The organism is Streptomyces sp. NPDC003284, assembly GCF_053589675.1.
Genome location: NZ_JBSFSI010000013.1, coordinates 150,752 through 171,747, shown reverse-complemented (window position 1 = coordinate 171,747; position 20,996 = coordinate 150,752). Strand labels below are relative to the sequence as shown.

20 protein-coding genes are annotated in these 20,996 nt (G+C 72.5%); 12 read left to right on the top strand and 8 right to left on the bottom strand.

Features of this window, described 5'->3' with window-relative positions; translation table 11 throughout:
* The first annotated feature begins 214 nt into the window (after positions 1-214).
* Positions 215-670 (top strand): MarR family winged helix-turn-helix transcriptional regulator, encoded by a 456-nt coding sequence (locus tag ACWDYF_RS25700; RefSeq protein ID WP_381737849.1) that lies wholly within the window; start codon positions 215-217, stop codon positions 668-670.
* Positions 671-697: 27 nt separating this feature from the next.
* Here ACWDYF_RS25700 and ACWDYF_RS25695 read toward each other — a convergent pair whose 3' ends face one another.
* A complete protein-coding gene (locus tag ACWDYF_RS25695) occupies positions 698-1,288 on the bottom strand; it encodes a L,D-transpeptidase family protein (protein ID WP_381737848.1) in 591 nt (196 codons plus the stop codon).
* A gap of 506 nt (positions 1,289-1,794) precedes the next feature.
* Here ACWDYF_RS25695 and ACWDYF_RS25690 point away from each other — a divergent pair.
* The 4 genes from ACWDYF_RS25690 to ACWDYF_RS25675 all read left to right on the top strand — a co-directional run bounded on the left by ACWDYF_RS25690 (position 1,795) and on the right by ACWDYF_RS25675 (position 6,569).
* Positions 1,795-3,681 carry an ABC transporter transmembrane domain-containing protein gene (locus ACWDYF_RS25690; protein ID WP_389474284.1) on the top strand — a complete coding sequence of 629 codons (1,887 nt, stop codon included), beginning with the start codon at positions 1,795-1,797 and terminating at the stop codon, positions 3,679-3,681.
* Complete coding sequence (locus ACWDYF_RS25685; RefSeq protein ID WP_389474282.1) at positions 3,678-5,459, top strand: ABC transporter ATP-binding protein; 1,782 nt, start codon at positions 3,678-3,680, stop codon at positions 5,457-5,459. The genes ACWDYF_RS25690 and ACWDYF_RS25685 overlap by 4 nt, the downstream gene beginning before the upstream one ends.
* Positions 5,460-5,774: 315 nt before the next feature.
* Positions 5,775-6,242, top strand: coding sequence for a DUF5709 domain-containing protein (locus ACWDYF_RS25680; protein WP_018571045.1), 468 nt, complete (start codon positions 5,775-5,777; stop codon positions 6,240-6,242).
* Positions 6,243-6,311: 69 nt separating this feature from the next.
* Complete coding sequence (locus ACWDYF_RS25675) at positions 6,312-6,569, top strand: type B 50S ribosomal protein L31 (protein ID WP_018571046.1); 258 nt, start codon at positions 6,312-6,314, stop codon at positions 6,567-6,569.
* A 122-nt stretch (positions 6,570-6,691) separates the two neighbouring features.
* On the opposite strand, the gene ACWDYF_RS25670 is transcribed toward ACWDYF_RS25675, so the two are convergent.
* Positions 6,692-7,486 (bottom strand): metal-dependent hydrolase, encoded by a 795-nt coding sequence (locus ACWDYF_RS25670; protein ID WP_018571047.1) that lies wholly within the window; start codon positions 7,484-7,486, stop codon positions 6,692-6,694.
* Positions 7,487-7,631: 145 nt separating this feature from the next.
* Here ACWDYF_RS25670 and ACWDYF_RS25665 point away from each other — a divergent pair, with 145 nt between their 5' ends.
* Together ACWDYF_RS25665 and ACWDYF_RS25660 are read left to right on the top strand one after the other, a co-directional pair.
* Positions 7,632-10,145 carry a DEAD/DEAH box helicase gene (locus tag ACWDYF_RS25665; protein ID WP_389474277.1) on the top strand — a complete coding sequence of 838 codons (2,514 nt, stop codon included), beginning with the start codon at positions 7,632-7,634 and terminating at the stop codon, positions 10,143-10,145.
* A gap of 61 nt (positions 10,146-10,206) precedes the next feature.
* Positions 10,207-11,073: an acyl-CoA thioesterase gene (locus tag ACWDYF_RS25660; protein WP_018571049.1), complete on the top strand. Its 867-nt coding sequence runs from the start codon at positions 10,207-10,209 to the stop codon at positions 11,071-11,073.
* A 77-nt stretch (positions 11,074-11,150) separates the two neighbouring features.
* Here the strand turns inward: ACWDYF_RS25660 and ACWDYF_RS25655 are convergent, their stop codons facing one another.
* Positions 11,151-12,209, bottom strand: a complete 1,059-nt coding sequence (locus tag ACWDYF_RS25655; protein ID WP_389474274.1) for a DUF6397 family protein — start codon at positions 12,207-12,209, stop codon at positions 11,151-11,153.
* Positions 12,210-12,329: 120 nt separating this feature from the next.
* Complete coding sequence (locus ACWDYF_RS25650; protein ID WP_026253087.1) at positions 12,330-12,743, bottom strand: roadblock/LC7 domain-containing protein; 414 nt, start codon at positions 12,741-12,743, stop codon at positions 12,330-12,332.
* A gap of 94 nt (positions 12,744-12,837) precedes the next feature.
* Between ACWDYF_RS25650 and ACWDYF_RS25645 the strand changes: the two genes are divergently transcribed.
* Together ACWDYF_RS25645 and ACWDYF_RS25640 are read left to right on the top strand one after the other, a co-directional pair.
* The gene (locus ACWDYF_RS25645) at positions 12,838-13,266 is read left to right on the top strand and encodes a PPOX class F420-dependent oxidoreductase (protein WP_018571052.1); all 429 of its coding nucleotides are present in this window, start codon (positions 12,838-12,840) and stop codon (positions 13,264-13,266) included.
* 205 nt (positions 13,267-13,471) lie between these two features.
* The gene (locus ACWDYF_RS25640; protein ID WP_389474272.1) at positions 13,472-14,071 is read left to right on the top strand and encodes a class I SAM-dependent methyltransferase; all 600 of its coding nucleotides are present in this window, start codon (positions 13,472-13,474) and stop codon (positions 14,069-14,071) included.
* Positions 14,072-14,128: 57 nt separating this feature from the next.
* Here the strand turns inward: ACWDYF_RS25640 and ACWDYF_RS25635 are convergent, their stop codons facing one another.
* Positions 14,129-14,884 carry an alpha/beta fold hydrolase gene (locus tag ACWDYF_RS25635; RefSeq protein WP_389474269.1) on the bottom strand — a complete coding sequence of 252 codons (756 nt, stop codon included), beginning with the start codon at positions 14,882-14,884 and terminating at the stop codon, positions 14,129-14,131.
* Between the two features lie 160 nt (positions 14,885-15,044).
* Between ACWDYF_RS25635 and ACWDYF_RS25630 the strand changes: the two genes are divergently transcribed.
* On the top strand, positions 15,045-15,578 hold the full coding sequence (locus tag ACWDYF_RS25630; RefSeq protein WP_381737829.1) for a PadR family transcriptional regulator: 534 nt from the start codon (positions 15,045-15,047) through the stop codon (positions 15,576-15,578).
* Here the strand turns inward: ACWDYF_RS25630 and ACWDYF_RS25625 are convergent.
* On the bottom strand, positions 15,555-16,424 hold the full coding sequence (locus ACWDYF_RS25625; protein ID WP_389474294.1) for an oxygenase MpaB family protein: 870 nt from the start codon (positions 16,422-16,424) through the stop codon (positions 15,555-15,557). The two genes, ACWDYF_RS25630 and ACWDYF_RS25625, sit on opposite strands and share 24 nt — an antisense overlap.
* Positions 16,425-16,692: 268 nt before the next feature.
* On the opposite strand from ACWDYF_RS25625, the gene ACWDYF_RS25620 reads away from it, so the two are divergent.
* Together ACWDYF_RS25620 and ACWDYF_RS25615 are read left to right on the top strand one after the other, a co-directional pair.
* Positions 16,693-17,673: a hypothetical protein gene (locus ACWDYF_RS25620; RefSeq protein WP_389474266.1), complete on the top strand. Its 981-nt coding sequence runs from the start codon at positions 16,693-16,695 to the stop codon at positions 17,671-17,673.
* Between the two features lie 270 nt (positions 17,674-17,943).
* A complete protein-coding gene (locus ACWDYF_RS25615; RefSeq protein ID WP_389474264.1) occupies positions 17,944-19,332 on the top strand; it encodes a tannase/feruloyl esterase family alpha/beta hydrolase in 1,389 nt (462 codons plus the stop codon).
* 16 nt (positions 19,333-19,348) lie between these two features.
* Here ACWDYF_RS25615 and ACWDYF_RS25610 read toward each other — a convergent pair whose 3' ends face one another.
* Positions 19,349-19,531 (bottom strand): hypothetical protein, encoded by a 183-nt coding sequence (locus ACWDYF_RS25610; protein ID WP_037895925.1) that lies wholly within the window; start codon positions 19,529-19,531, stop codon positions 19,349-19,351.
* Between the two features lie 251 nt (positions 19,532-19,782).
* Positions 19,783-20,838 (bottom strand): fatty acid desaturase family protein, encoded by a 1,056-nt coding sequence (locus ACWDYF_RS25605; RefSeq protein WP_389474261.1) that lies wholly within the window; start codon positions 20,836-20,838, stop codon positions 19,783-19,785.
* Positions 20,839-20,996 lie beyond the last annotated feature (158 nt).

Below are 20,996 nucleotides of genomic sequence, written 5' to 3'. Positions count from 1 at the left end.
GTGCGACGTACGGCTCGGCCGGACCCGCGGTCTGCGGTCCGCGCCGGTTTGCGGTCCGCGCGGTCGGCTGGCTGCGCGGTCTGCGGTCAAGACGGCCAGCAGTCCGCGCGGACTGTGGTCATGGATGGCGGACCACGGCCGGCGGCGGGCCTTTCGGATGCTAGCTCATTGTTACCTATGCTCATAATGAGCGGCGTCCTGATATTGTTCCCGCATGACCATGCCCGACCCCGACGGCCCCCTCGCCGAGCAGTTGCTCCGGCTCACCCGCCGGGTGCACCGCATCCAGAAACGCCACCTGGAGGACCACGCCCTCGGCATCACACCGGCGCAGTCCCGGCTGCTGCGCACGCTGGCGCACTTCGGCGAGCCGCCCCGGATGGCGGATCTCGCCCAGTCCCTGGAGGTCGTGCCGCGCGCGGTGACCACCCTGGTGGACGGACTGGAGGCGAACGGGAAGGTGCGCCGGGTCCCCGACCCGGCCAACCGCAGGGTGACCCGTATCGAACTGACCGACGACGGGCGCACCGCCCTGCGCGAGCTGCGCGGTGCGCGCCGGTCCGCCGCCGAGGAGATCCTGGCCCCTCTCACCGCGGCGCAGCGCGCGGTCCTCGGCGACCTGCTGGACACCCTCGTGGGCCCGGTGCCCGCACGCGGGCACCGCTGCTGAGTCCGCCGGCCGCCCCGCCGCGGGCGGCTACGCCTTCAGGTCGTCCTTGTCCCCCATCACCACGACGGGCCTGTCCTTCGGGTCCAGCGTGCGCAGCAGGTACTCCATGGCGGACTCCGGGAGGCTGACGCATCCCAGTGTGCCGTCGCCGTGGTCCAGGTGCAGCCAGATGCCGCCGCCCTTGCGCTGGCCGAGCGGACGGGTCGGGTCGTCGGGCCGGGTGCCCGTCCGGCGGTTGTAGTCGATGGCGATCACGTAGTCGAAGTCGTGCCAGTGGGCCTCGTCCCAGTAGTAGGGGGACGCGAACGCGTCCTCGTCCTGGGTGTACGGGAACCTGGTGCCCGGGTCGTCGAGGAGACCACCGGCGTCGGAGAGCGTGAACACGCCCACCGGGCTGCGCTCGTCGCCCTCGCGGTGGTCCGTGCTCCACCCCTGCTTGCCGTTGTGCGTCGGCCAGCTGTCGACCCGCTGCCACGCGTTCCCGTGCTTCTCGTACAGCACGGCGGTGCCGTCCGGGGAGTTCTTGCCGTCCCCGTACACCGTCAGGATCTGGCGGGTGCCTGCCGGGACCCGCTGCCACATCCGCTCACCGACGCCGGGGACCCGGGCCGGTTTCACGGTCGGAGTGGGCCGGGCGGACCCCGAAGGGCCACCCGGCCTCGGGACGTCTCCGTGGCGGACCTCGGTCCGCTCGCCGCCGCACGCGGCCAGAGTCGTCAGGAAGAATCCACAGGCCGTCATAGCGACCATCGCACGTCTTACACCGCCTCTTCGCATGAACCCATGCTGGACACGCCGGACCTGACGATCCACTCGACATTGGTCCAAATAGCCTTATTCGCTTCTCTTTGGAGCGTGTCGGGCGCGTGGGACGGGCCCGGAGAGGGGGTCGAGAAGGTACTGGATGCGGCCCCGCGCGAGACCCGGAAGCCGAGCCCGCGCGCGAGCGGGCCGCCCGGTCGTCCCACTGGCTTCCCGTCACCTCTCACGTCGTCAATCCCGTTGTCCGGCCGGTACGGCGGCGGAAAACCGGTTGCCGTCGGCTGCTCCGCGCGGCGAACCTGTCACGACTCCCGCCGCCGCCACCGCGGCGCTGTGCCCTTGACCCGAACCACTGGGACATCATGCAGATTCAAGACCTTCCGTATCCCGACCCGGGTGTGCCGGACGCACGCTCGGGTCCCCGATTCCTGTGGTGGCTGGGACGCAACCAGCTCGGCGGGCAGCTGAGGGCACTCGCCTGGGGACTGCTGCACTTCTGCTCCGTCTCCGCGCTGCCGTTCTGCGTCGGTGTCGCCGTGCAGGCCGTCGTCGACCGCTCCGGCACCCGGCTGGCCCTCAGCGGCGGCCTCCTGGTCCTGGTCTGCGCGGGCAATGCGCTCGGCGACACCTTCCTGCACCGCGCCGCGGTGACCAACTGGATCACCGCCGCGGCCCGGGTCCAGCAGCTCCTGGCACGCAAGACCGCCCAGTTGGGCTCGGCGCTGACCCGGCGCGTCGCCGCCGGAGAGGTGGTGGCCGTCTCCACCGGCGACGTCGAGAAGATCGGCTGGTTCGTGGAGGCCGTCTCCCGGTTCACCGCGGCGGCGGTCACCGTCGTGCTGGTCTGCGTCGCCCTTCTGGTCTACCAACCGGCGCTCGGCGTGGTGGTCGCCTTGGGCCTGCCCGCGCTGGCACTCGCGGTGCTGCCGCTGCTGCCGCGCGCGACCCGGCGGGCCGACGTGCAGCGCGAGAAGGCGGGCCGCGCCACCGAGCTGGCCTCCGACACCGTGGCCGGTCTGCGGGTGCTGCGCGGCATCGGCGGCGAGGAACTGTTCCTCGACCGCTACCGCCGCGCCTCCCAGGAGGTCCGGCGGGCGGCCGTGCACAGTGCCCGCATGTGGTCGCTGATCTCGGCCGTCCAGGTCCTGCTGCCGGGTCTGCTGCTGATCGCCGTCGTCTGGTACGGGGTGCGCCTGGCCCGCGAGGGCCGCATCACCGTGGGCGAACTCGTCACCGTCTACAGCTCCGTCATGGTCCTCACCTACCCCCTGCGCCACTTCGAGGAGATCGCCATGGCGTACTCCTTCTCCCGCCCGTCCGCCAAACGCGCGGCACGGGTGCTCTCACTGGAGCGGACCGCGCCCCGCAGCGAGCCGCGGCGGGCGGAGGACGACGCTCCGGCGCCGGACCTCCCCGGTCCTGCGGACCGGCCGGCGGCCGCCGCGTCCCTTCCCTCCGGGGACCTGTACGACCCGGCCACCGGGCTCCTGGTGCCCGCCGGGGTCCTGACCGCCGTGGTGTGCGGGGACCCCGACGCGGCGGGCCGCCTCGCGGAGCGGCTGGGCGGCCACCCCGAGGAACCCGGCGCCTCGGTGCTCCTGGGCGGCGCGCCGCTGGACGAGCTGCCGCTCGGCCGGGCCCGCACGGTCGTCCTGGTGCAGGACAAGGACCCGGTGCTGCTCTCCGGTTCGCTGCGCGAACTGCTCGACGTGCCCGCCTCGGGCGACGTCACCGCGGACGCGGCGCTCGCGGCGGCCCGGTGCGGTGACGTCCTGACGGCTCTGGCCCAGGCGTCGTCGGCCGCCGAGGACCCGATGGACGTCCGCATCACGGAGCGCGGCCGGTCCCTCTCCGGGGGCCAGCGCCAGCGCCTGGCCCTGGCCCGCTCCCTCGTCACCGACCCGGAGGTGCTGGTCCTGGACGAGCCGACCTCCGCCGTCGACTCCCACACGGAGGCCCGGATCGCGGAGGGGCTCAAGGACCTGCGGTCCGGGCGCACCACCGTGGTCCTCACCTCCTCACCGCTGCTCCTGGACCGCGCCGACCGCGTGGTCCTCGTCCACGAGGGCGCGGTCGCCGCCGTCGGCACCCACCGCGAGCTGGTGCGCGCCGAGCCCCGGTACCGGTCGGTGGTGACCCGCGAGACGGACCAGGAGCAGGCCGCGGCGGCCGGGACGCCCGTGGAGAACGGCGAGGGCTCTCTGCGGGACGCGCTCGGACAACTGGAAGAGATCGAGGAGACCGCATGATCGGCCTGGCCCCTCCGGCGTACGACCCGGCGGCCCCGACGACGGCCGACACCCTGCCCGTCGGCGCCCCGTCGACCGTCCGCGCCTACGTGAGCGAGCTGCTGCGCCGTCACCGGCGGGCCTTCGTGCTGCTCGTCACCGTCAACACCGTCTCGGTCCTCGCCTCCATGGCGGGCCCGTGGCTGCTGGGTGATCTGGTCGAACGGGTCTCGGACGAAACGCGGGAACTGCGTCTCGGGACGACCGTCATCCTGTTCGTGCTCGCGCTGGCCGTCCAGGCGGTGTTCGTGCGCGAGGTACGGCTGCGCGGCGCGATGCTCGGCGAACGGATGCTGGCCGACCTGCGCGAGGACTTCCTCGTCCGGTCGGTGGGCCTGCCGCCCGGCGTGCTGGAACGGGCGGGCACCGGCGACCTGCTGTCCCGGATCACCACGGACATCGACCGCCTCGCCAACGCGATGCGCGAGGCGGTGCCCCAGCTCGCCATCGGTGTGGTGTGGGTGGTGCTGCTGCTGGGCGGACTGGTCGTCACCGCTCCGCCGCTGGGCGCGGCCGTGCTGCTGGCCCTGCCGCTGCTGGTGGTCGGCTGCCGCTGGTACTTCCGGCGGGCGCCGTCCGCCTACCGCTCGGAGGCCGCGGGATACGCCGCGGTGGCCGCCGCGCTCGCCGAGACGGTCGACGCCGGCCGCACCGTGGAGGCGCACCGGCTGGGCGAACGCCGCATCGCCCTGTCGGAGCGGCGCATCAAGGAGTGGACGGCCTGGGAGCGCTACACGCTGTGGCTCCGGTCGGTGCTGTTCCCGGTCGTCAACATCACCCATGTGACGGTGCTCGCCTCCGTACTGATGGTCGGCGGCGTCTTCGTGCTCCAGGGCTGGATGGGGGTCGGCCAGCTCACGACGGGCGCCCTCATCGCGCAGATGCTCGTCGATCCGGTGGGGCTGATCCTGCGCTGGTACGACGAGTTGCAGGTGGCACAGGTGTCGATCGCCCGGCTGGTCGGCGTCCGCGACATCGAGCCGGACGCCGGGGACGCCTCGCTGGCTCCCGACGGACGGAAGGTGCACGCGGACCGGGTGCACTTCGGCTACCGCGAGGGCGTCGACGTGCTGCGCAAGGTCTCCCTGGAGGTCGAACCGGGCACCCGGCTGGCCCTGGTCGGACCCTCGGGCGCCGGCAAGTCCACGCTGGGCAGGCTCCTCGCCGGTATCTACGCCCCCCGGGACGGCCGGATCACCCTCGGTGGCGCCGAACTGTCCCGGATGCCCGCCGAGGACGTCCGCTCCCACGTCGCCCTGGTCAACCAGGAGCACCACGTCTTCGTGGGCTCGCTGCGCGACAACCTGCTGCTGGCGCGCACCGACGCCGCGGACGCCGAGCTGTGGGCGGCGCTGGGCGCCGTCGACGCGGACGGCTGGGCCCGCGCGCTCGACGACGGCCTGGACACCGAGGTCGGCTCCGGCGGACTCGCGCTGACACCGGCCCAGGCTCAGCAGATCGCGCTGGCCCGCCTGGTCCTGGCCGATCCGCACACCCTGGTCCTGGACGAGGCGACCTCGCTCCTCGACCCGCGCGCGGCCCGGCATCTGGAACGGTCCCTGGCCCGTGTCCTGGACGGGCGCACCGTCGTGGCCATCGCCCACCGGCTCCACACCGCCCATGACGCGGACGTGATCGCCGTGGTCGAGGACGGCCGGGTCAGCGAGCTGGGCAGTCACGACGAGCTGGTCGCGGCGGACGGCGCCTACGCGGCGCTGTGGCGCTCCTGGCACGGCTGAGGCGTCCGGGGTGCCGCGCGTGGAGCCGTCGCCGACACGGCGGGCACCACGCGCGGCGTGTGCGGCGCGGGTCGCGGTGACGGCGGTGTGCGCGTCGGCATCGGCAGTGGCGGCGGGCGCGTGGTCCGGGGGCGCCGGGGAGACCTGGCCGGTCCCGGCGGGCGCACGGCCGGGGCGGGGCGGCCGTGCCGTTGCGCGGTGCCGAACAGGGGTGGAAGTCTGGGAGGTGGAAGCGGCTCGGGGAGCGCCCGGGGACCGTCCGGTTCGAGCCGGGCGGAGCGAGAACGGGCCCGTCCCCAGCACCTGGAGGTACCCGTGGACAGCGCCGACGGATGGGGAGACGACGTCTACCAGCCCGATGACAGCTCCGAGGTCCGGGAGGACACGGGAGTCCTCGACTCGGAGGACACGCTGGTGAACGACGGTGTCGAGGACCCCCTGGACCGCGGTTGGTCCCCTCCCGAGCGGCCGTGGGCCGTGGAGCACACCGGTGTGACCGCGGCCGAGCGCGTCCAGGGCGAGACCCTGGACCAACGGCTCTCGGAGGAGCTGCCCGATCTCGCCGCGCCGGACGGCGACGGCATCGGTGACTGCGACGGCTCCGACGGGGAACTCCTGGACAACGAGGTCGGTGCCGGCCGCTCCGGCCGGCTCGTCGCGCCCGACGAGGGTGTGCACGAGGACGAGGAGAGCGCGCTGGTCGCCACGGACGTGGGTATCGACGGGGCGGCCGCCTCCGCCGAGGAGGCCGCGATGCACGTCGTCGACGAGGACTCCCTGTAGGACAGGACTCGTCGCCCGCACCCCGTCGCCGCCGCTCTCCGGGCCACCGCCGTACGACGAGGAGCATCCATGCAGCAGGACAAGCACCCCGACTACCACTCCGTGGTCTTCCGCGACCGGGCCGCCGGCTACGCCTTCCTCACCCGGTCGACCGCGTCCAGTGACGAGACCATCGACTGGGACGACGGGGAGACGTACCCGGTGGTGGACGTGGAGATCTCCTCGGAGAGCCACCCCTTCTACACCGGCAAGGCCCGCACGGTCGACTCCGAGGGCCGGGTCGCCCGGTTCGAACGCCGCTACGGCGGCGGTTCCGGCCAGGGCTGAGGCCGCGGAGGGGAGCGGAGCCGGGGGCCGGGCGGGGAAAGCGGCCGACAAGACTCGTGGAGACCCGGCCCGCCGTCCGTGCGGGGGCCGGGCACGAGAGGCCGCCGGGCCCGGCGAACAGCTCAGATGACGTTCAGCGCCGCCGCGCAGCCCACTCCGCCGAGCACCATGAACACCGGCATCAGCACCTTGAGCTCGACCCAGCTGCCCGCCCGGAACCGCATCGCCTTGGGCGGCCCGATCGGGTACCAGCGCCTGCGGCCCACCGGTATCGGCCACAGGATCGGGCATCCGGAGACGGTCAGCGCGTCCCCGATGTCGTGCACCAGCGCGCCCAGCACGATCGGCAGCCCCAGCCACAGGTACTCCTGGCCCGGCGCCGTGAACAGCCAGTCGGAGCCGTTGCCCGGCTTGTCCAGGATCCCGGCGAGGATCCAGGCGCTCGTCCCGGCCAGCAGCCACACCAGGACGTCGCTGCTGGAGCCGCGGGCCGCCCGCCACAGCAGCCCCTCGATGGCCAGGACCATGTGGGCGAAGAGGATCGCGAGGACCGCCCAGCGCCCGCCGGTGATCGCCGCGACGGAGGCACCGCCACCGATCAGCACCGCCCAGAGCCAGGTGTGCGTGAGCGTGCGGTGACCGCCGGAACGGCGCGGGTCGCCCTTCTTGCGCGTCGCCTTGTAGGCGGCGTAGGAGAGCTTGTCCACGATCTCGCAGAGCCAGCGCGACAGCGGACCGAAGGCGTGCGAGATGGTGGCGGCCTTGTGGTCCAGGTCGGGGGCGAGAGCCGCCCCGGCACAGATCAGCGCGCCGACCAGCACGACCGGCCAGGGCATCGGGTGGTCCATCGCCGCGGCCGCCGCCCCGACGCCCAGCCAGGCTGCGGCGCCCGACAGTGAGTGTGCTGGTCCCATCATGGCCGTTCCCCGCCCCGTTCGTCGTGTGCCGTCGTCCAGTCGGACCGGTGTGCTGACACCGCGTCGGCGACACAGCGTAGCGGTCGTGATCTTCGCTCGGGCAGCCGATTCCCGTTGGGGCCGGGCGGCCAGGCAAGATGGGTGCGTGACCCTCATCGATCAGCTGCCGCCGACCGCCGACCCCGACGCCCTCTACGAAGCCTTCGAGTCGTGGGCCCAGGAGCGGGGTCTCACGCTCTACCCGCACCAGGAGGAGGCGCTGATCGAGGCGGTCTCCGGGGCGAACGTGATCGTGTCCACGCCCACCGGGTCCGGCAAGAGCATGATCGCCGCCGGTGCGCACTTCGCCGCCCTGGCCCGGGACGAGGTCACCTTCTACACCGCTCCGATCAAGGCGCTGGTGTCGGAGAAGTTCTTCGAGCTGTGCAAGCTGTTCGGCACCGAGAACGTCGGCATGCTCACCGGCGACGCCTCCGTGAACGCGGACGCGCCCGTCATCTGCTGCACCGCCGAGGTGCTGGCGTCCATCGCGCTGCGCGACGGCAAGGACGCCGACGTCGGCCAGGTCGTCATGGACGAGTTCCACTTCTACGCGGAACCGGACCGCGGCTGGGCCTGGCAGATCCCGCTGCTGGAACTGCCGCAGGCCCAGTTCGTCCTGATGTCGGCGACACTCGGCGACGTCTCCTTCTTCGAGAAGGACCTCGCCCGCCGCACCGGCCGCCCCACGGCCGTGGTCCGCTCGGCGACCCGCCCGGTGCCCCTGTCGTACGAGTACCGGCGCACCCCGCTCACCGAGACGCTCACGGAGCTGTTGCAGGCACGGCAGGCGCCCGTGTACATCGTGCATTTCACCCAGGCCCAGGCGGTGGAGCGGGCCCAGGCGCTGATGAGCATCAACATGTGCTCGCGCGAGGAGAAGGAGCAGATCGCCGAGCTGATCGGCAACTTCCGTTTCACCACCAAGTTCGGCCGCAACCTCTCCCGGTACGTCCGGCACGGGATCGGGGTCCACCACGCCGGCATGCTGCCCAAGTACCGGCGGCTGGTGGAGAAGCTGGCCCAGGCCGGTCTGCTGAAGGTGATCTGCGGTACGGACACCCTCGGTGTGGGGGTCAACGTCCCGATCCGCACCGTGCTGTTCACGGCGCTCACCAAGTACGACGGCAGCCGGGTGCGGACCCTGCGGGCCCGGGAGTTCCACCAGATCGCGGGCCGTGCCGGACGCGCGGGCTTCGACACGGAGGGCTTCGTCGTCGCGCAGGCCCCCGAGCACGTCATCGAGAACGAGAAGGCGCTCTCCAAGGCGGGCGACGACCCGAAGAAGCGCCGCAAGGTCGTCCGCAAGAAGGCCCCGGAGGGGTTCGTCGCCTGGTCGGACACCACCTTCGACAAGCTCATCGCCTCCGAGCCGGAGCCCCTGACGTCCCGTTTCCGGGTGACGCACACCATGCTGCTGTCGGTGATCGCGCGGCCCGGCAACGCCTTCGAGGCGATGCGGCATCTGCTGGAGGACAACCACGAGCCGCGCAAGCAGCAGTTGCGGCACATCCGGCGGGCCATCGCCATCTACCGCTCGCTGCTGGACGGCGGCATCGTCGAGAAGCTCGACCGGCCGGACGCCGAGGGCCGGATCGTCCGCCTCACGGTCGACCTCCAGCAGGACTTCGCGCTGAACCAGCCGCTGTCCACCTTCGCCCTGGCCGCCTTCGAGCTGCTGGACCCCGAGTCGCCGTCCTACGCGCTGGACATGGTGTCCGTCGTGGAGTCCACGCTGGACGACCCGCGGCAGATCCTGGCCGCCCAGCAGAACAAGGCGCGCGGTGAGGCCGTGGCCGCGATGAAGGCGGACGGCGTCGAGTACGAGGAGCGGATGGAGCGCCTCCAGGACGTCAGCTACCCCAAGCCGCTGGAGGAGCTGCTCTTCCACGCCTACGACACCTACCGCAAGAGCCACCCGTGGGTCGGTGACCATCCGCTGTCGCCCAAGTCCGTGGTCCGGGACATGTACGAGCGGACGCTGTCCTTCACCGAGCTGGTCTCCCTCTACGAGCTGGCGCGGACCGAGGGCATCGTGCTCCGCTACCTGGCCAGCGCCTACAAGGCCCTGGAGCACACCGTCCCGGACGACCTGAAGTCCGAGGACCTCCAGGACCTGATCGCCTGGCTGGGCGAGATGGTGCGCCAGGTCGACTCCAGCCTGCTGGACGAGTGGGAGCAGCTGGCCAACCCGGCGGAGATGACCGCGGAGGAGGCGCAGGAGAAGGCCGACCAGGTCAAGCCGGTCACCTCCAACGCGCGCGCCTTCCGCGTCCTGGTCCGCAACGCGCTGTTCCGCCGGGTGGAACTCGCCGCCCTCGACCAGGTCGCGGAACTGGGCGAGATGGACGCCGAGTCCGGGTGGGACGAGGAGGCGTGGGGCGAGGCCATGGACCGCTACTGGGACGAGTACGAGGACCTGGGTACCGGTCCGGACGCCCGCGGCCCGAAGCTGCTGGTGATCAAGGAGGAGCCGGAGCACGGGCTGTGGCGGGTGCGGCAGATCTTCGACGACCCGAACGGCGATCACGACTGGGGCATCAGCGCGGAGGTCGACCTGGCCGCTTCGGACGCCGAGGGCCGTGCGATCGTGCGGGTGACCGCCGTCGGACAGCTGTGAACCGGCTCCGGTCCTCGGGTGGCACCCGCCCCGCAGCCGTGAACACAGGAGAATCGCGCCCATGACGAACCCGGCCGAGAGGCTTGTCGATCTGCTCGACCTGGAGCAGATCGAGGTCAACATCTTCCGCGGCCGCAGCCCGCAGGAGTCCCTGCAACGGGTCTTCGGCGGGCAGGTGGCCGGGCAGGCTCTGGTGGCCGCCGGGCGTACCACGGACAGCGACCGCCCGGTGCACTCCCTGCACGCGTATTTCCTGCGCCCCGGCCGTCCGGGGGTGCCGATCGTGTACCAGGTGGAGCGGGTGCGGGACGGGCGGTCCTTCACGACGCGCCGGGTCACCGCGGTGCAGCAGGGCCGCACGATCTTCAATCTGACCGCCTCCTTCCACCAGCCCGAACAGGGCAGTTTCGATCATCAGTTGCCGCCGGCCCGCAAGGTGCCGTCGCCGGAGTCCCTGCCGACGGTCGCCGACGAGGTCCGCGAGCACCTGGGCGCGCTGCCGGAGCAGTTCGAGCGCATGGCGCGCCGCCAGCCCTTCGACATCCGGTATGTGGACCGGTTGCGCTGGACCGCCGAGGAGGTCGAGGACGCCGAACCGCGCAGCGCGGTGTGGATGCGCGCGGTCGGTCCGCTCGGCGACGATCCGCTCGTGCACACCTGTGCGCTGACGTACGCCAGTGACATGACGCTGCTGGACGCCGTGCGCCTGCCGATCGAGCCGCTCTGGGGTCCGCGCGGTTTCGACATGGCGTCGCTGGACCACGCCATGTGGTTCCACCGGCCGTTCCGGGCGGACGAGTGGTTCCTGTACGACCAGGAGTCACCGATCGCGACGGGCGGGCGGGGGCTGGCCCGCGGGCGCATCTACGACACCGAGGGGCGTCTGCTGGTGTCCGTCGTCCAGGAGGGTCTGTTCCGCCCGGTGTGACCCTCGCGCGCCGACGCACCGACGCACCGCCGGGCCTCCGGTGTGGCGCGGGCCGCGGACGCGTCACGGCTCGCGGGTCAGGCCCCTCTGCGGAACAGCCGTCCGAGCAGTCCGGGCGAGCGTCGTGCGGACCGCTGCCCAGGGCGGCGTCCGGACCGCTGCCGGGCGGGCTCGGGCGGACGGCGTCGCTCCGGAGCGTGCCGTCGGCTGTCGAGGGCGGGACGCCGGTCGGCGGCTCGCCGCCGGTCTCCGAGCGGACGTCGGCCGGAGCCCGGCCCCGGCACAAGGTGACGGGATGCCGGATCGGCGGGGTGCGGCGCCGGGCGCGGTGCGGGCCGCTGGGCGCGGGCTTCCCGCATCGATTGCGCCAAGTCGGCCCGGAGCCAGGCGATCTCATCGGCGTCCTGCGCCGTGGAGAGGTGCTCGACCAGGTCGGCGGCGGGCGAACCGGGCGCGCCGTGCGGCTGCGGCCGGGTCCGGTGGCGGTTCAGATGGGCGCGTTCATAGGGATCGGGGACGATCTCCGAGATCTGGAGCGGGTCGAGCAGTGACGCCGGGGCCGCCGCCTGTGCCCAGGGGTCGTCGGCGGCCTGCCGGAGCAGGAAGCCCAGATGCCGTCCGCGCCAGTTGCGCGGGCGCAGGTCCACGCCCGCGTCCAACTGGTCCCGCAGCGTCTCGGCCAGCGGCCGGGTCAGCAGCGAGGTGTTCTTCTCGTCGGCCGCGAACTGCCGCAGTTCGTCGGCGAGATACAGCCAGACGACGGCCCGGTACCGATTGAGGTAGAACGCGACGGGCACGAGCAGGCCCAGCCGGGCCAGGCGGGTGAACCGGACCGTGGTCATCCGCATGATCTCCGCGGCCTGCCTGGTGCCCACCGCCTCCACCCGATCGCGCAGCGCCTGCGGAAAGCCTTCCTGCGCCCGGAGCCGCTCGATCTCGGCTCGCTCCACGCGGCAGCCGCCTCCGCCGTCGTCGGCGAGCGTCCGGATGTGGCCGAGGCCCACGGCGAGTTCGAACTCGCGGCGCTTCAGTCCCAGTTCACTGGCGGCTCGGCTCCGGCCGATGGACGCGCCGGGGTTCCCGGAGGCCGGCTGGAGGGCGGATGCGGACTCGTGCGTGATGGTGGTGCCGGACATGTTTCCCCCGTGAGTGAGTTGCTCGCGCCTGCCGCGCTCGCACACCGAAAACCGTAGCCGGAACCGCGCATTTCGGCGCAAGCCTGTGGATAACTCACGAGTGACCCGCGAACACGCTGGTCAGAGGTCGGTGGTGGGGGGACGCTCGGGTTGGCGAGTGGCGACGTCGAGATGCTCGCCGACCCTGTTCACCAGCCGGGTCATCTCGTAGGCGATCAGGCCGATGTCGGCCTCGGCGCTGCTGAGGACGCACAGGCAGCTGCCCGCGCCGGCGGCGGTCACGAACAGCACCGCGTCGTCGAACTCGACCATCGTCTGCCGTACCGTCCCCGCGCCGAAATGGCGTCCGGACCCTTTGGCGAGGCTGTGCAGGCCGGACGCGACGGCGGCCAGGTGCTCCGCGTCCTCGCGGCGCAGGCCCGTGCTGGCTCCGGTGACCAGTCCGTCGGTGGACAGGACCAGGGCATGCCGGACGTCCCCCACCCGCTCGGTCAGGTCGTCCAGCAGCCAACCGAGTGTGCGGTTGTGCTCCATGATCTGTTCGCCCCCCACGCATCGTCTCCTCCAGATCGGAGGATCTCCCGCCAGCCTTCCCCACTGTTCCTGCCCCGGCAAGCAGGATGGGGGCATGGCACAGAAGATGACCGACGAGGAATGGCGGGCGTTCGTCTCGCACGGCACCCGCACCGGCAAGCTGTCGACCGTCCGGGCCGACGGAAGCCCGCATGTGGCGCCGATCTGGTTCCTGCTCGACGGGGACGACGTGGTCTTCAACACCGGGAAGGAGACGGTGAAGGGGCGCAATCTGGTGCGGGACGGCCGGTTCGCGCTCTGTGTGGACGACGACCGGCCGCCGTTCACCTTCGTGGTGGTGCAGGGCCGGGCCCGGCTGTCCGAGGACCTGGACGAGGTCCGGCACTGGGCGGCCCGGATCGGCGCCCGCTACATGGGCGAGGAGCGCGCCGAGGAGTTCGGGGAACGCAACGGCGTACCGGGAGAGCTTCTGGTCCGGGCCGCGATCGACAAGGTCGTGGCGGTGCGGGACCTCGCCGACTGATTCCGGCCGGTGCCGGGCGATCCCCGATACCGGCCGGTGCCGGGTGGTCCCCCGATTCCGGCCGATACCCGGTGGTCCTGATTCCTGCTGAGGCCGTGCTTCCGGCTGATCCGCGCGGATCCCGGCCCGGACCGGGGCGCCTCCGCCCGTCGGCCCTGTCGGCCGTCCCCGGCACGCCTGCGCGGGGTGCGGGATCATGCCGTGCATGAGTGACGACATCACGCACGTCCAGGAGTTCTTCACCGCCCGCGCCGCGGACTGGGACAGCAGGTTTCCCGACGACGGCCCCGCCTATGCCGCCGCCGTCGCCGAGCTGGGACTCGGCGACGGCGACCGCGTGCTCGACGCGGGGTGCGGGACCGGGCGCGCGCTGCCGCCGCTGCGCGCCGCCGTGGGAGTGTCGGGTGTGGTCGTGGGCGCCGATGCCACACCGGCGATGCTGGAGGCCGCGGTACGGGCCGGCCGTGACCGTGAGGGGCGGCTGCTGCTGGCCGATGTCGGCGCGCTGCCGTTCCGGACGGATTCGTTCGACGCCGTCTTCGCGGCCGGTCTCGTCGCGCATCTGCCGCGTCCCGCCGAGAACCTGCGGGAGTTGCGGCGCGTGGTGCGGCCCGGTGGCACGCTGGCGTTGTTCCATCCGATCGGTCGGGCGGCGCTCGCGGCGCGTCAGGGGCGCCGGATCACCCCGGACGACCTGCGCGCGGAAGACCGTCTCCGCCCGCTGCTGGCCGGATCGGGGTGGCGCATGACGTCGTACGTCGACGAGGACGCCCGCTTCCTGGCGCTGGCCGTCCGGGAGGACTGACCCGCCGTCCCGCGCCCCGGGCAGGGTGCGGCGTACCGGCCACCGGCCGGGCCCCGCTCACAGCGTTCCGGCGACGGCTGCCGCGAACATTCCGGGGTTGTCGAACATGATGTTGTGGCCCGCGTCCGGCACGCTCACCACCCGTACGCCCGCCTCCTCCAGACCGCTCCTGCTCGGCAGTTCGCCGCTCAGCTCCCCCTGGAGGCAGAGGCGGTCCACGGGGAGGCGCACAAGCATGTCGCGCATCGTGGGTCGGGTGCCTCGGCGGAGCGCCACCGCACTGCGGTGCAGTGCGCGCGGGTCGGTGAGCCGCAGGGTCGCGGGCCACACGGGACCCGCCTGGAGCAGCACGCGCGCGTGGCCGCCGTCGACGAACGCCTCCTCGTCGAAGGAGCCGATGATGCTGCTGCCCGCGCTCACCGGTGGGAGCGGGTCCAGATTGGGCTCGGCGAGGACCAGCCGGGAGACGAGGTCGGGCCTGCGGTGGGCGAGCACGATCGCGACGGCCCCGCCCATGCTGTGGGCGACCAGTTCGGCGCCGGTCAGTTCCGCCTCGTCCAGTGCGCGGGCCACGGCGTCCGCGTGCTCCTCCAGGGTGTAGCCGAAATCGGCGGGCCGGTCGCTGATGCCGTGTCCGGGCAGGTCGACGAAGAGGCTGCGCCGCCCGACGACTCCGGGGCGGGCCGCGATGTGCGCGTGGTAGACGGACGAGACCGAGCCGAGTCCGTGCACGTACACGCGCGCGGGCTCGGCGCCCGGTGCCTCGGTCCAGCGGATCATGCTGCCCGCACCGTCGAACTCGGCCTGTCTCATGTCACCCTCCGCGCATCGCGACACCGGCACGTCCGGCACCCCTCAAGGAGCATACATCGGTAACGAGGTATTACCTGATCGATGTATAGAGGGAGCGTTGTACAGCTGATGTGTTGTACCTGGAGTGCGATGTACCGCGGATGTGCGCGACAATGCGGGGATGCTGGAGCTGGCCATCCTCGGATTTCTTCACGACGCCCCCCTGCACGGCTATGAGCTGCGCAAACGCATCACCGCGCTGACGGGTCATGTACGGCCCGTCGCCGAGAGCACGCTCTATCCCGCGATCAAGCGACTGGAGAAGGCCGGCCTGCTCGAACGGGCCACCGAGCCGGGGGCCGTGGCGGCACCGCGCCACGTCCTCACGCTCACCGACGAGGGCAGGCGCGAACTGCGCCGCCGCCTCGCCGAACCGGTCCAGCAGGACATCACGGACGAGAACCGCTGGTTCACCGTCCTGGCCTTCCTCAGGCACCTGGACGATCCGGGCGACCAGGCGGCCGTCCTGCGGCGCAGACTGAGCTTCCTGGAGACCCCTTCGAGCTTCTTCTACGAGGGCGACCGGCCGCTGCGGGCCGAAGAACTCGGCGACCCCTTCCGGCGTGGCATCCTCACCGTCGCGCGGGCCACCAGCCAGGCGGAACTGGCATGGCTGCGCACCACGATCGGCTCACTGGACGACGCCGTCGGCTGAGCCACCGGCGTGCCGCACCGGACAGCCCCGCAGGCCGGGGACGGGACGGGTGCCGAGGTCGGCCACCCGGTAGCCGTCCGGGTAGCTCTTGATCTCCCAGTTCTGCCGCGCGAAGTGCGGCGCGCCGCGCGGCGGCAGCAGTCTGACGGCCCGGCCCCGGGCGCGCACCGCGCCACGTACGAGGCGGCGGGTCATGGCGGTCGGCGGGTCGTAGCGGAACGCCTCCAGCAGCGGCTCGTCGAGCAGGGCCAGGGTGGCACGGCGCAGCAGCGGAGCGAGGGGGCGCGGGTACCAGGAGGCCATCAGACCGAGTGTGGCGTCGGAGACCGTCCGCGCCCGCTCGTCCCAGCCGAAATGGGCCTTCTCGTAGGCGTCGAGGTGCGCCTCGAACTCCTCGTACGACTCGGGGATGTCCTTGATGCCCATGTGCCGCCCGAGCGTGCGGTAGTGGACGGCGGCGGCCACGGTCTCGTGCCGGGACAGCCTGCGCCAGCCGTAGGCGTCGATCCACCGCTTGGGCATCACGACGAACGTGCACAGCACATAGCGCATGTCGTCGTTGCCGATGTCGTAGCTGCGGTGCATCTGGTTGATGCGCCGGATGGCGGTGCGGCCGCGTTCACCGGCGAATCCGTGCTCGATGACGGTGTCGAGGAGCAGCGCCGTGTCGTCGTACCGCTTCTGGGAGCGCTCCGTGAGTTCGGCCGTCTCGGCGAGCAGCCGGCCGATGCTCGGGACGGCGTACGTCCGGTAGAGGGCCAGTTCCAGGGCGCGGGTGAAGTCCCAGGGGAACTCGTACACCGCGGTCAGCCGGTGGATCTCCGTCGCCTCGGTCACCGGATCCATCCGGCGGATCTGCTCGAGCCGGTCGAACCGCTTCGCCACTGCGCACCCCTCCTGCCGTCCGTGCCCCAACTCTACTGTGCGTAGCCACAGATGGACCATCCGTGTCGGCACCCTGCGCCCGGTGCGGCACCCGAGGGGCACCGGGGCGGCCGTTTCGTCCCTTACGGGGTGGAAAACCGCAGGTCCGTGCTGGTGACTGGACTCGTGACAACCTCCTGGCCCGCCCACTAGGGTGCGCGCCGTTGGACGAACCGATGGGGAGGCTGGGATGGCCGGGACGGACGAGGAAGCCGTCGCCGCCGCGGACGACGCGCTCTATGTGCTGACGGCGGTGCTGCTGACGCCCGCGCAGTTCCCGAGCGTGCTGGGCGACGACTATCCGGAAGCCTGTGCGGCGCTCGGCCTGGCCCCGCTGGTGGACGGGTACGGGCTGGTGCTCGGTCAGGACGGCGCCGGGGCGCGGTGGACCGTGGTCGTCGACGACGTGTCACTGGTGGCGGTGGCCATCGCGTCCTGGGACTGCGGCATGGAGTACGACCTGTCGCCCGGGGAGCGCACGGTGGTCGCCGCCCTGCCGGGCTGGCCGCTCGACGTGGCCGTCGCGGCACCCGGCGTGCCCGCGCCGCACGATCCCGCCCGCGACGCGGGGGACGGCCCCTTGCTGACGCCACCGGACACCAGCGTCTGGGGGCCCGCCCAGCGCCGTCTGGGCGCCGATGAGATCGCCCTGCGCTGGACGGCGTGGCGGGAGCAGATCGACGACGCCACGTACTTCGCCCCGGCCGGGGGAAGCCGACCGGAGGGGGGCGAACCCGAGGAGACCGCCCAGGGGCGGGGCTCCGGTCTGGGCCGCGAGCCCGGGGAGGGACCGGCGCCCGAGCGGGACCCGGAGACGGGCCCAGGGGCCGAGGGCGGGGGCGGGGGCGGGGGCGGGGGCGGCGAAAGCGTGGCGGACGGGACCGCGCAGGACGCCCCCATGGGGCATCGCGGTGTCCGGCGTGCCCTGGCGGAGGCCCACGCGTACGTGGACTCTCCGCCGCCGCTGGGCCGGGTCAGGTCGTCCTTCGCTCCGGGTGAGGCGCGGACCCTGCGTGCGGACGGACCGGGCTGGTCGATGGTGGCCCGGACCGACGACATCGCCTTCGTACTCCTCGACGAGGAGCCCGGCGAGGTGCTGCCGGTGGGCCGGGGACCGGAGTTGCCCCGTCTGCTGGAGGCCCTCGACCGGCTGGCGGTACGCCCCAGCTGACCCCCTCGTGCGACCAGGTTCGCACCCCGGGGGCGCCATCACCCATGACGCCCCCGGCAGACCTCCCCGGACGCCCGTATCGCGAGCATTCCGTGGTGGCTCGTCCACCGACGTATGTCTTGAATCACCACAGCGACCCGCTCTGGCATATGGCGCCGACCCATGGAGTTGGCGGGAGCGGACCCCGCACGATGGGGCGGCTCCGGGCCCGCACCTCCTCGTGCGCCGGCCCGAGCACCGCCTTTGTTCCCGTCCCCTCCGGAGGTCGTCGTGCGTCTGTCCCGTGGAGTCCCGCTCGCCGCCGCCGCGCTGCTGACCGGCATCGCCGCCTCGCCCGCCCCGGTGGCCGCCGCGACCGGTCCCGACGGCCACTGCGGGCACGGGAACCGGCTGCGGGTGCCGGGCGCGGCCTTCGCGCAGACGGCGTGTCTGCCCGATCTGACCACCACGGGACTCGCCGGAACCTCCTACACGGACATGGCCGACCAGGCCGGGCTGACCGCCCGGGACACGCGTGTGCCTTCCGGGGTGCCCGGTGTGCAGATCGACGGCTATTTCCCGGACTCCTCGCACTTCAACACCACGCACGGGTGGCGGCACGACGCGCAGTTCGTGATCCGGCTGCCGGACCACTGGAACGGCGGTCTGGTGGTCACCGGAGCGCCGGGCACACGCAAGCAGTACGCCACGGACAAGGCCATCTCGGACCAGGTGCTGGCTCAGGGCTACGCCTATGCCGCCACGGACAAGGGCAACAGTTCGGCCGACTTCTACCGCGACGGAGTCCGGCCCGGCGACGCGGTCGCCGAGTGGAACACGCGCACCACCCAGCTCACGCGCGCGGCACGCGGTGTGCTCACCGAACGGTACGGCCGCGCACCGCGCCGGACGTACATGACCGGCATGTCCAACGGCGGATACCTCACGCGCTGGCAACTGGAACACCATCCGGAGCTGTACGACGGCGGTGTGGACTGGGAGGGCGCCCTGTGGACGGCGGGCGGTCCGAACCTGCTCACCTCGCTGCCCGCCACCGTGGCCCGGTCCCTGGGGTCGGCCGGTGACTCGGCGCTGTACGCCGTGGGGTTCGCGCCCCGGTCGGAGTTCCTGTGGCCGTACCACGAGCAGGCGTACTGGGGGGTGACGCAGAAGATCTACCGGGCCGAGTTCGACCCCGGCTACGACCCGGCCTGCCCGGGAACGTCGGCCGGGAGCACGCCGGAGCAGGTCCTGGCGCCGTGCCCCTCCGACGCCGCCTACGACTACGCCGCGCGTCCCGCCTCGGTGCACCGGGCGGTGGCCCGGGTCGCACTGACCGGGCGGATCGGCAGGCCGCTGATCACCCTGCACGGTGACCTGGACTCGCTGCTTCCCCGGGCCGCGGACTCCGACGTGTACGCGCGCATGGTCGACGCGAGCGGCCGGGGCGCTCTGCACCGGTACTACAGGATCGAGGGCGGCACGCACGTCGACGGGCTGTACGACACCTTTCCGGACCGGCTGCGGCCGATCCTGCCCTGTTACCGGTCCGCTTTCGAGGCTCTGGCGGCGTGGGTGGAGCACGGTGTGCGGCCGCCCGCGGACCGGACCGTCGGCAGGCCCGCGAGCGGTGATGTGGTCGACTCCTGCGCCCTGGACGGAAGGGCGCCCGGACACTAGGACCGCGGCCGGCGGATCAGCGGTCGAGCTCCTTGCGGGTGACGCGGCGCAGCCGACGACGCTGGGAGGGGTCCAGCGCGAGGTAGGCGGCGGCCGGGACACCCAGGACGATCAGGAGCACGGCCCAGAAGGGCAGCCAGATCCACAGGATCAGGCCGACCGCCACGCCGCCCGCGGCGATCTTCGCTTTCTTCGACATCTGTCGCCTCCTTCGCGGCCACTGCCGCTCTCTGTCGTGAAAACGGCTCCGCCGCTCCGGCGGTTCCGGTCCGTGACCCTGAGAAGCCCCTGAGACATCCCTGAGCCGCGCCCCTACGGGTCGCCTCGGGCCCTGGGTTCCCCCGTCGTCACCCCATACTGCCTGCGCGGTCCGTGCGATGCTGCCTGCGCGGTCCCTGCGCCCGTGCGGTCCGGCCGGTGGCGCCGCGAGAGCCCGTGCACCGGCCCCGCCTACTCCACCCTCAGAGGCTCCCCCACCTCGTACAGATGACGCAGGGCCTGGCGGTAGGAGTCGACGAGGCCGGTCTCCGTGTAGGAGATGCCGAGGTCCTGGCAGTGGGCGCGGACCAGGGGCTGGGCGAGCCGCAGGTGCGGGCGCGGCATGCTCGGGAACAGGTGGTGCTCGATCTGGTAGTTGAGGCCGCCGAGGAACCAGTCCGTCAGGACACCGCCCCGGATGTTGCGCGAGGTGAGCACCTGGCGGCGCAGGTGCCCCCAGCCCTCGCCGTCCGGATCCGGCATCTCCATGCCCTTGTGGTTGGGCGCGAAGGACAGTCCCAGGTGCAGGCCGAACAGTGCCTGGTGCACGGCGGCGAACGCCAGGGCCTTCGCCGGGGACAGGACGATGAGCAGCAGCGCCGCGTACCCCACGACATGGGCCACGAGGAGCGCGCCCTCCACGAGGCGTTCCCGGGGCGACTGGCGGCGCAGGTCCTTGAAGCCGTGCACCTTGAGGGCCACGCCTTCGAGGAGGGTGAGCGGGAAGAACAGCCAGGCCTGGTTCCGGGTGAGCCAGCGGCGGAAGCCCTGCCGGACACCGGCCTGTTCGCCGGTGAAGACCAGTACGTCGGCGGCGACGTCCGGGTCCTTGTCACGGTGGTTGGGGTTGGCGTGGTGGCGGTTGTGCTTGGCGTTCCACCACGAGTAGCTCAGGCCGAGCAGCAGGTTGCCGTGCACCAGGCCGATCACCCGGCTGACCGCCTTGTCGCCGCTGATCTGCGCGTGTCCGGCGTCGTGGCCGATGAACGCGGTGCGGGCGAAGAGCACGGCGAACGGCACCGCCAGGAGCAGCGCCCACCAGGAGTCGCCCACGAGGAAGAGTCCCGCGACGACCGCCGCGAGGGCCAGCGCGTTGCCGGCGACGACGCGCGCGTACCACCCGTGCCGTCGCCCCAGCAGTCCCCGGTCCTTGACGGTGCGCAGCAGGGGGGCGAACTCGCTGCCGGCGGCGGACCCGCCGGCCCTCTCCTCGATGCCGTCCACGACGGCTGCGGCGGGCTGGGGCATGGCGGGGTCTCCGGTCTCTCGGCAACAGCCTGACCTGAGAAAACGTAGGGATCGAAGCCCTGTCCCGGCCATGGCGCCAACACCCCGGCCCGCAGGGGGGCCGCCTCCCCGCGGGCCGGGGGAACACCCCCGCAGGCGCCGGGGGGCCAGCGACACCA

Excerpts from the sequence above, each read along its gene's own strand:
- ACWDYF_RS25700 (WP_381737849.1), top strand. The coding sequence starts at position 215 with ATGACCATGCCCGACCCCGACGGCCCCCTCGCCGAGCAGTTGCTCCGG.
- ACWDYF_RS25690 (WP_389474284.1), top strand. The coding sequence starts at position 1,795 with ATGCAGATTCAAGACCTTCCGTATCCCGACCCGGGTGTGCCGGACGCA.
- ACWDYF_RS25685 (WP_389474282.1), top strand. The coding sequence starts at position 3,678 with ATGATCGGCCTGGCCCCTCCGGCGTACGACCCGGCGGCCCCGACGACG.
- ACWDYF_RS25675 (WP_018571046.1), top strand. The coding sequence starts at position 6,312 with ATGCAGCAGGACAAGCACCCCGACTACCACTCCGTGGTCTTCCGCGAC.
- ACWDYF_RS25670 (WP_018571047.1), bottom strand. The coding sequence starts at position 7,486 with ATGATGGGACCAGCACACTCACTGTCGGGCGCCGCAGCCTGGCTGGGC.
- ACWDYF_RS25660 (WP_018571049.1), top strand. The coding sequence starts at position 10,207 with ATGACGAACCCGGCCGAGAGGCTTGTCGATCTGCTCGACCTGGAGCAG.
- ACWDYF_RS25655 (WP_389474274.1), bottom strand. The coding sequence starts at position 12,209 with ATGTCCGGCACCACCATCACGCACGAGTCCGCATCCGCCCTCCAGCCG.
- ACWDYF_RS25650 (WP_026253087.1), bottom strand. The coding sequence starts at position 12,743 with ATGGAGCACAACCGCACACTCGGTTGGCTGCTGGACGACCTGACCGAG.
- ACWDYF_RS25645 (WP_018571052.1), top strand. The coding sequence starts at position 12,838 with ATGGCACAGAAGATGACCGACGAGGAATGGCGGGCGTTCGTCTCGCAC.
- ACWDYF_RS25640 (WP_389474272.1), top strand. The coding sequence starts at position 13,472 with ATGAGTGACGACATCACGCACGTCCAGGAGTTCTTCACCGCCCGCGCC.
- ACWDYF_RS25635 (WP_389474269.1), bottom strand. The coding sequence starts at position 14,884 with ATGAGACAGGCCGAGTTCGACGGTGCGGGCAGCATGATCCGCTGGACC.
- ACWDYF_RS25630 (WP_381737829.1), top strand. The coding sequence starts at position 15,045 with ATGCTGGAGCTGGCCATCCTCGGATTTCTTCACGACGCCCCCCTGCAC.
- ACWDYF_RS25625 (WP_389474294.1), bottom strand. The coding sequence starts at position 16,424 with ATGGATCCGGTGACCGAGGCGACGGAGATCCACCGGCTGACCGCGGTG.
- ACWDYF_RS25620 (WP_389474266.1), top strand. The coding sequence starts at position 16,693 with ATGGCCGGGACGGACGAGGAAGCCGTCGCCGCCGCGGACGACGCGCTC.
- ACWDYF_RS25610 (WP_037895925.1), bottom strand. The coding sequence starts at position 19,531 with ATGTCGAAGAAAGCGAAGATCGCCGCGGGCGGCGTGGCGGTCGGCCTG.
- ACWDYF_RS25605 (WP_389474261.1), bottom strand. The coding sequence starts at position 20,838 with ATGCCCCAGCCCGCCGCAGCCGTCGTGGACGGCATCGAGGAGAGGGCC.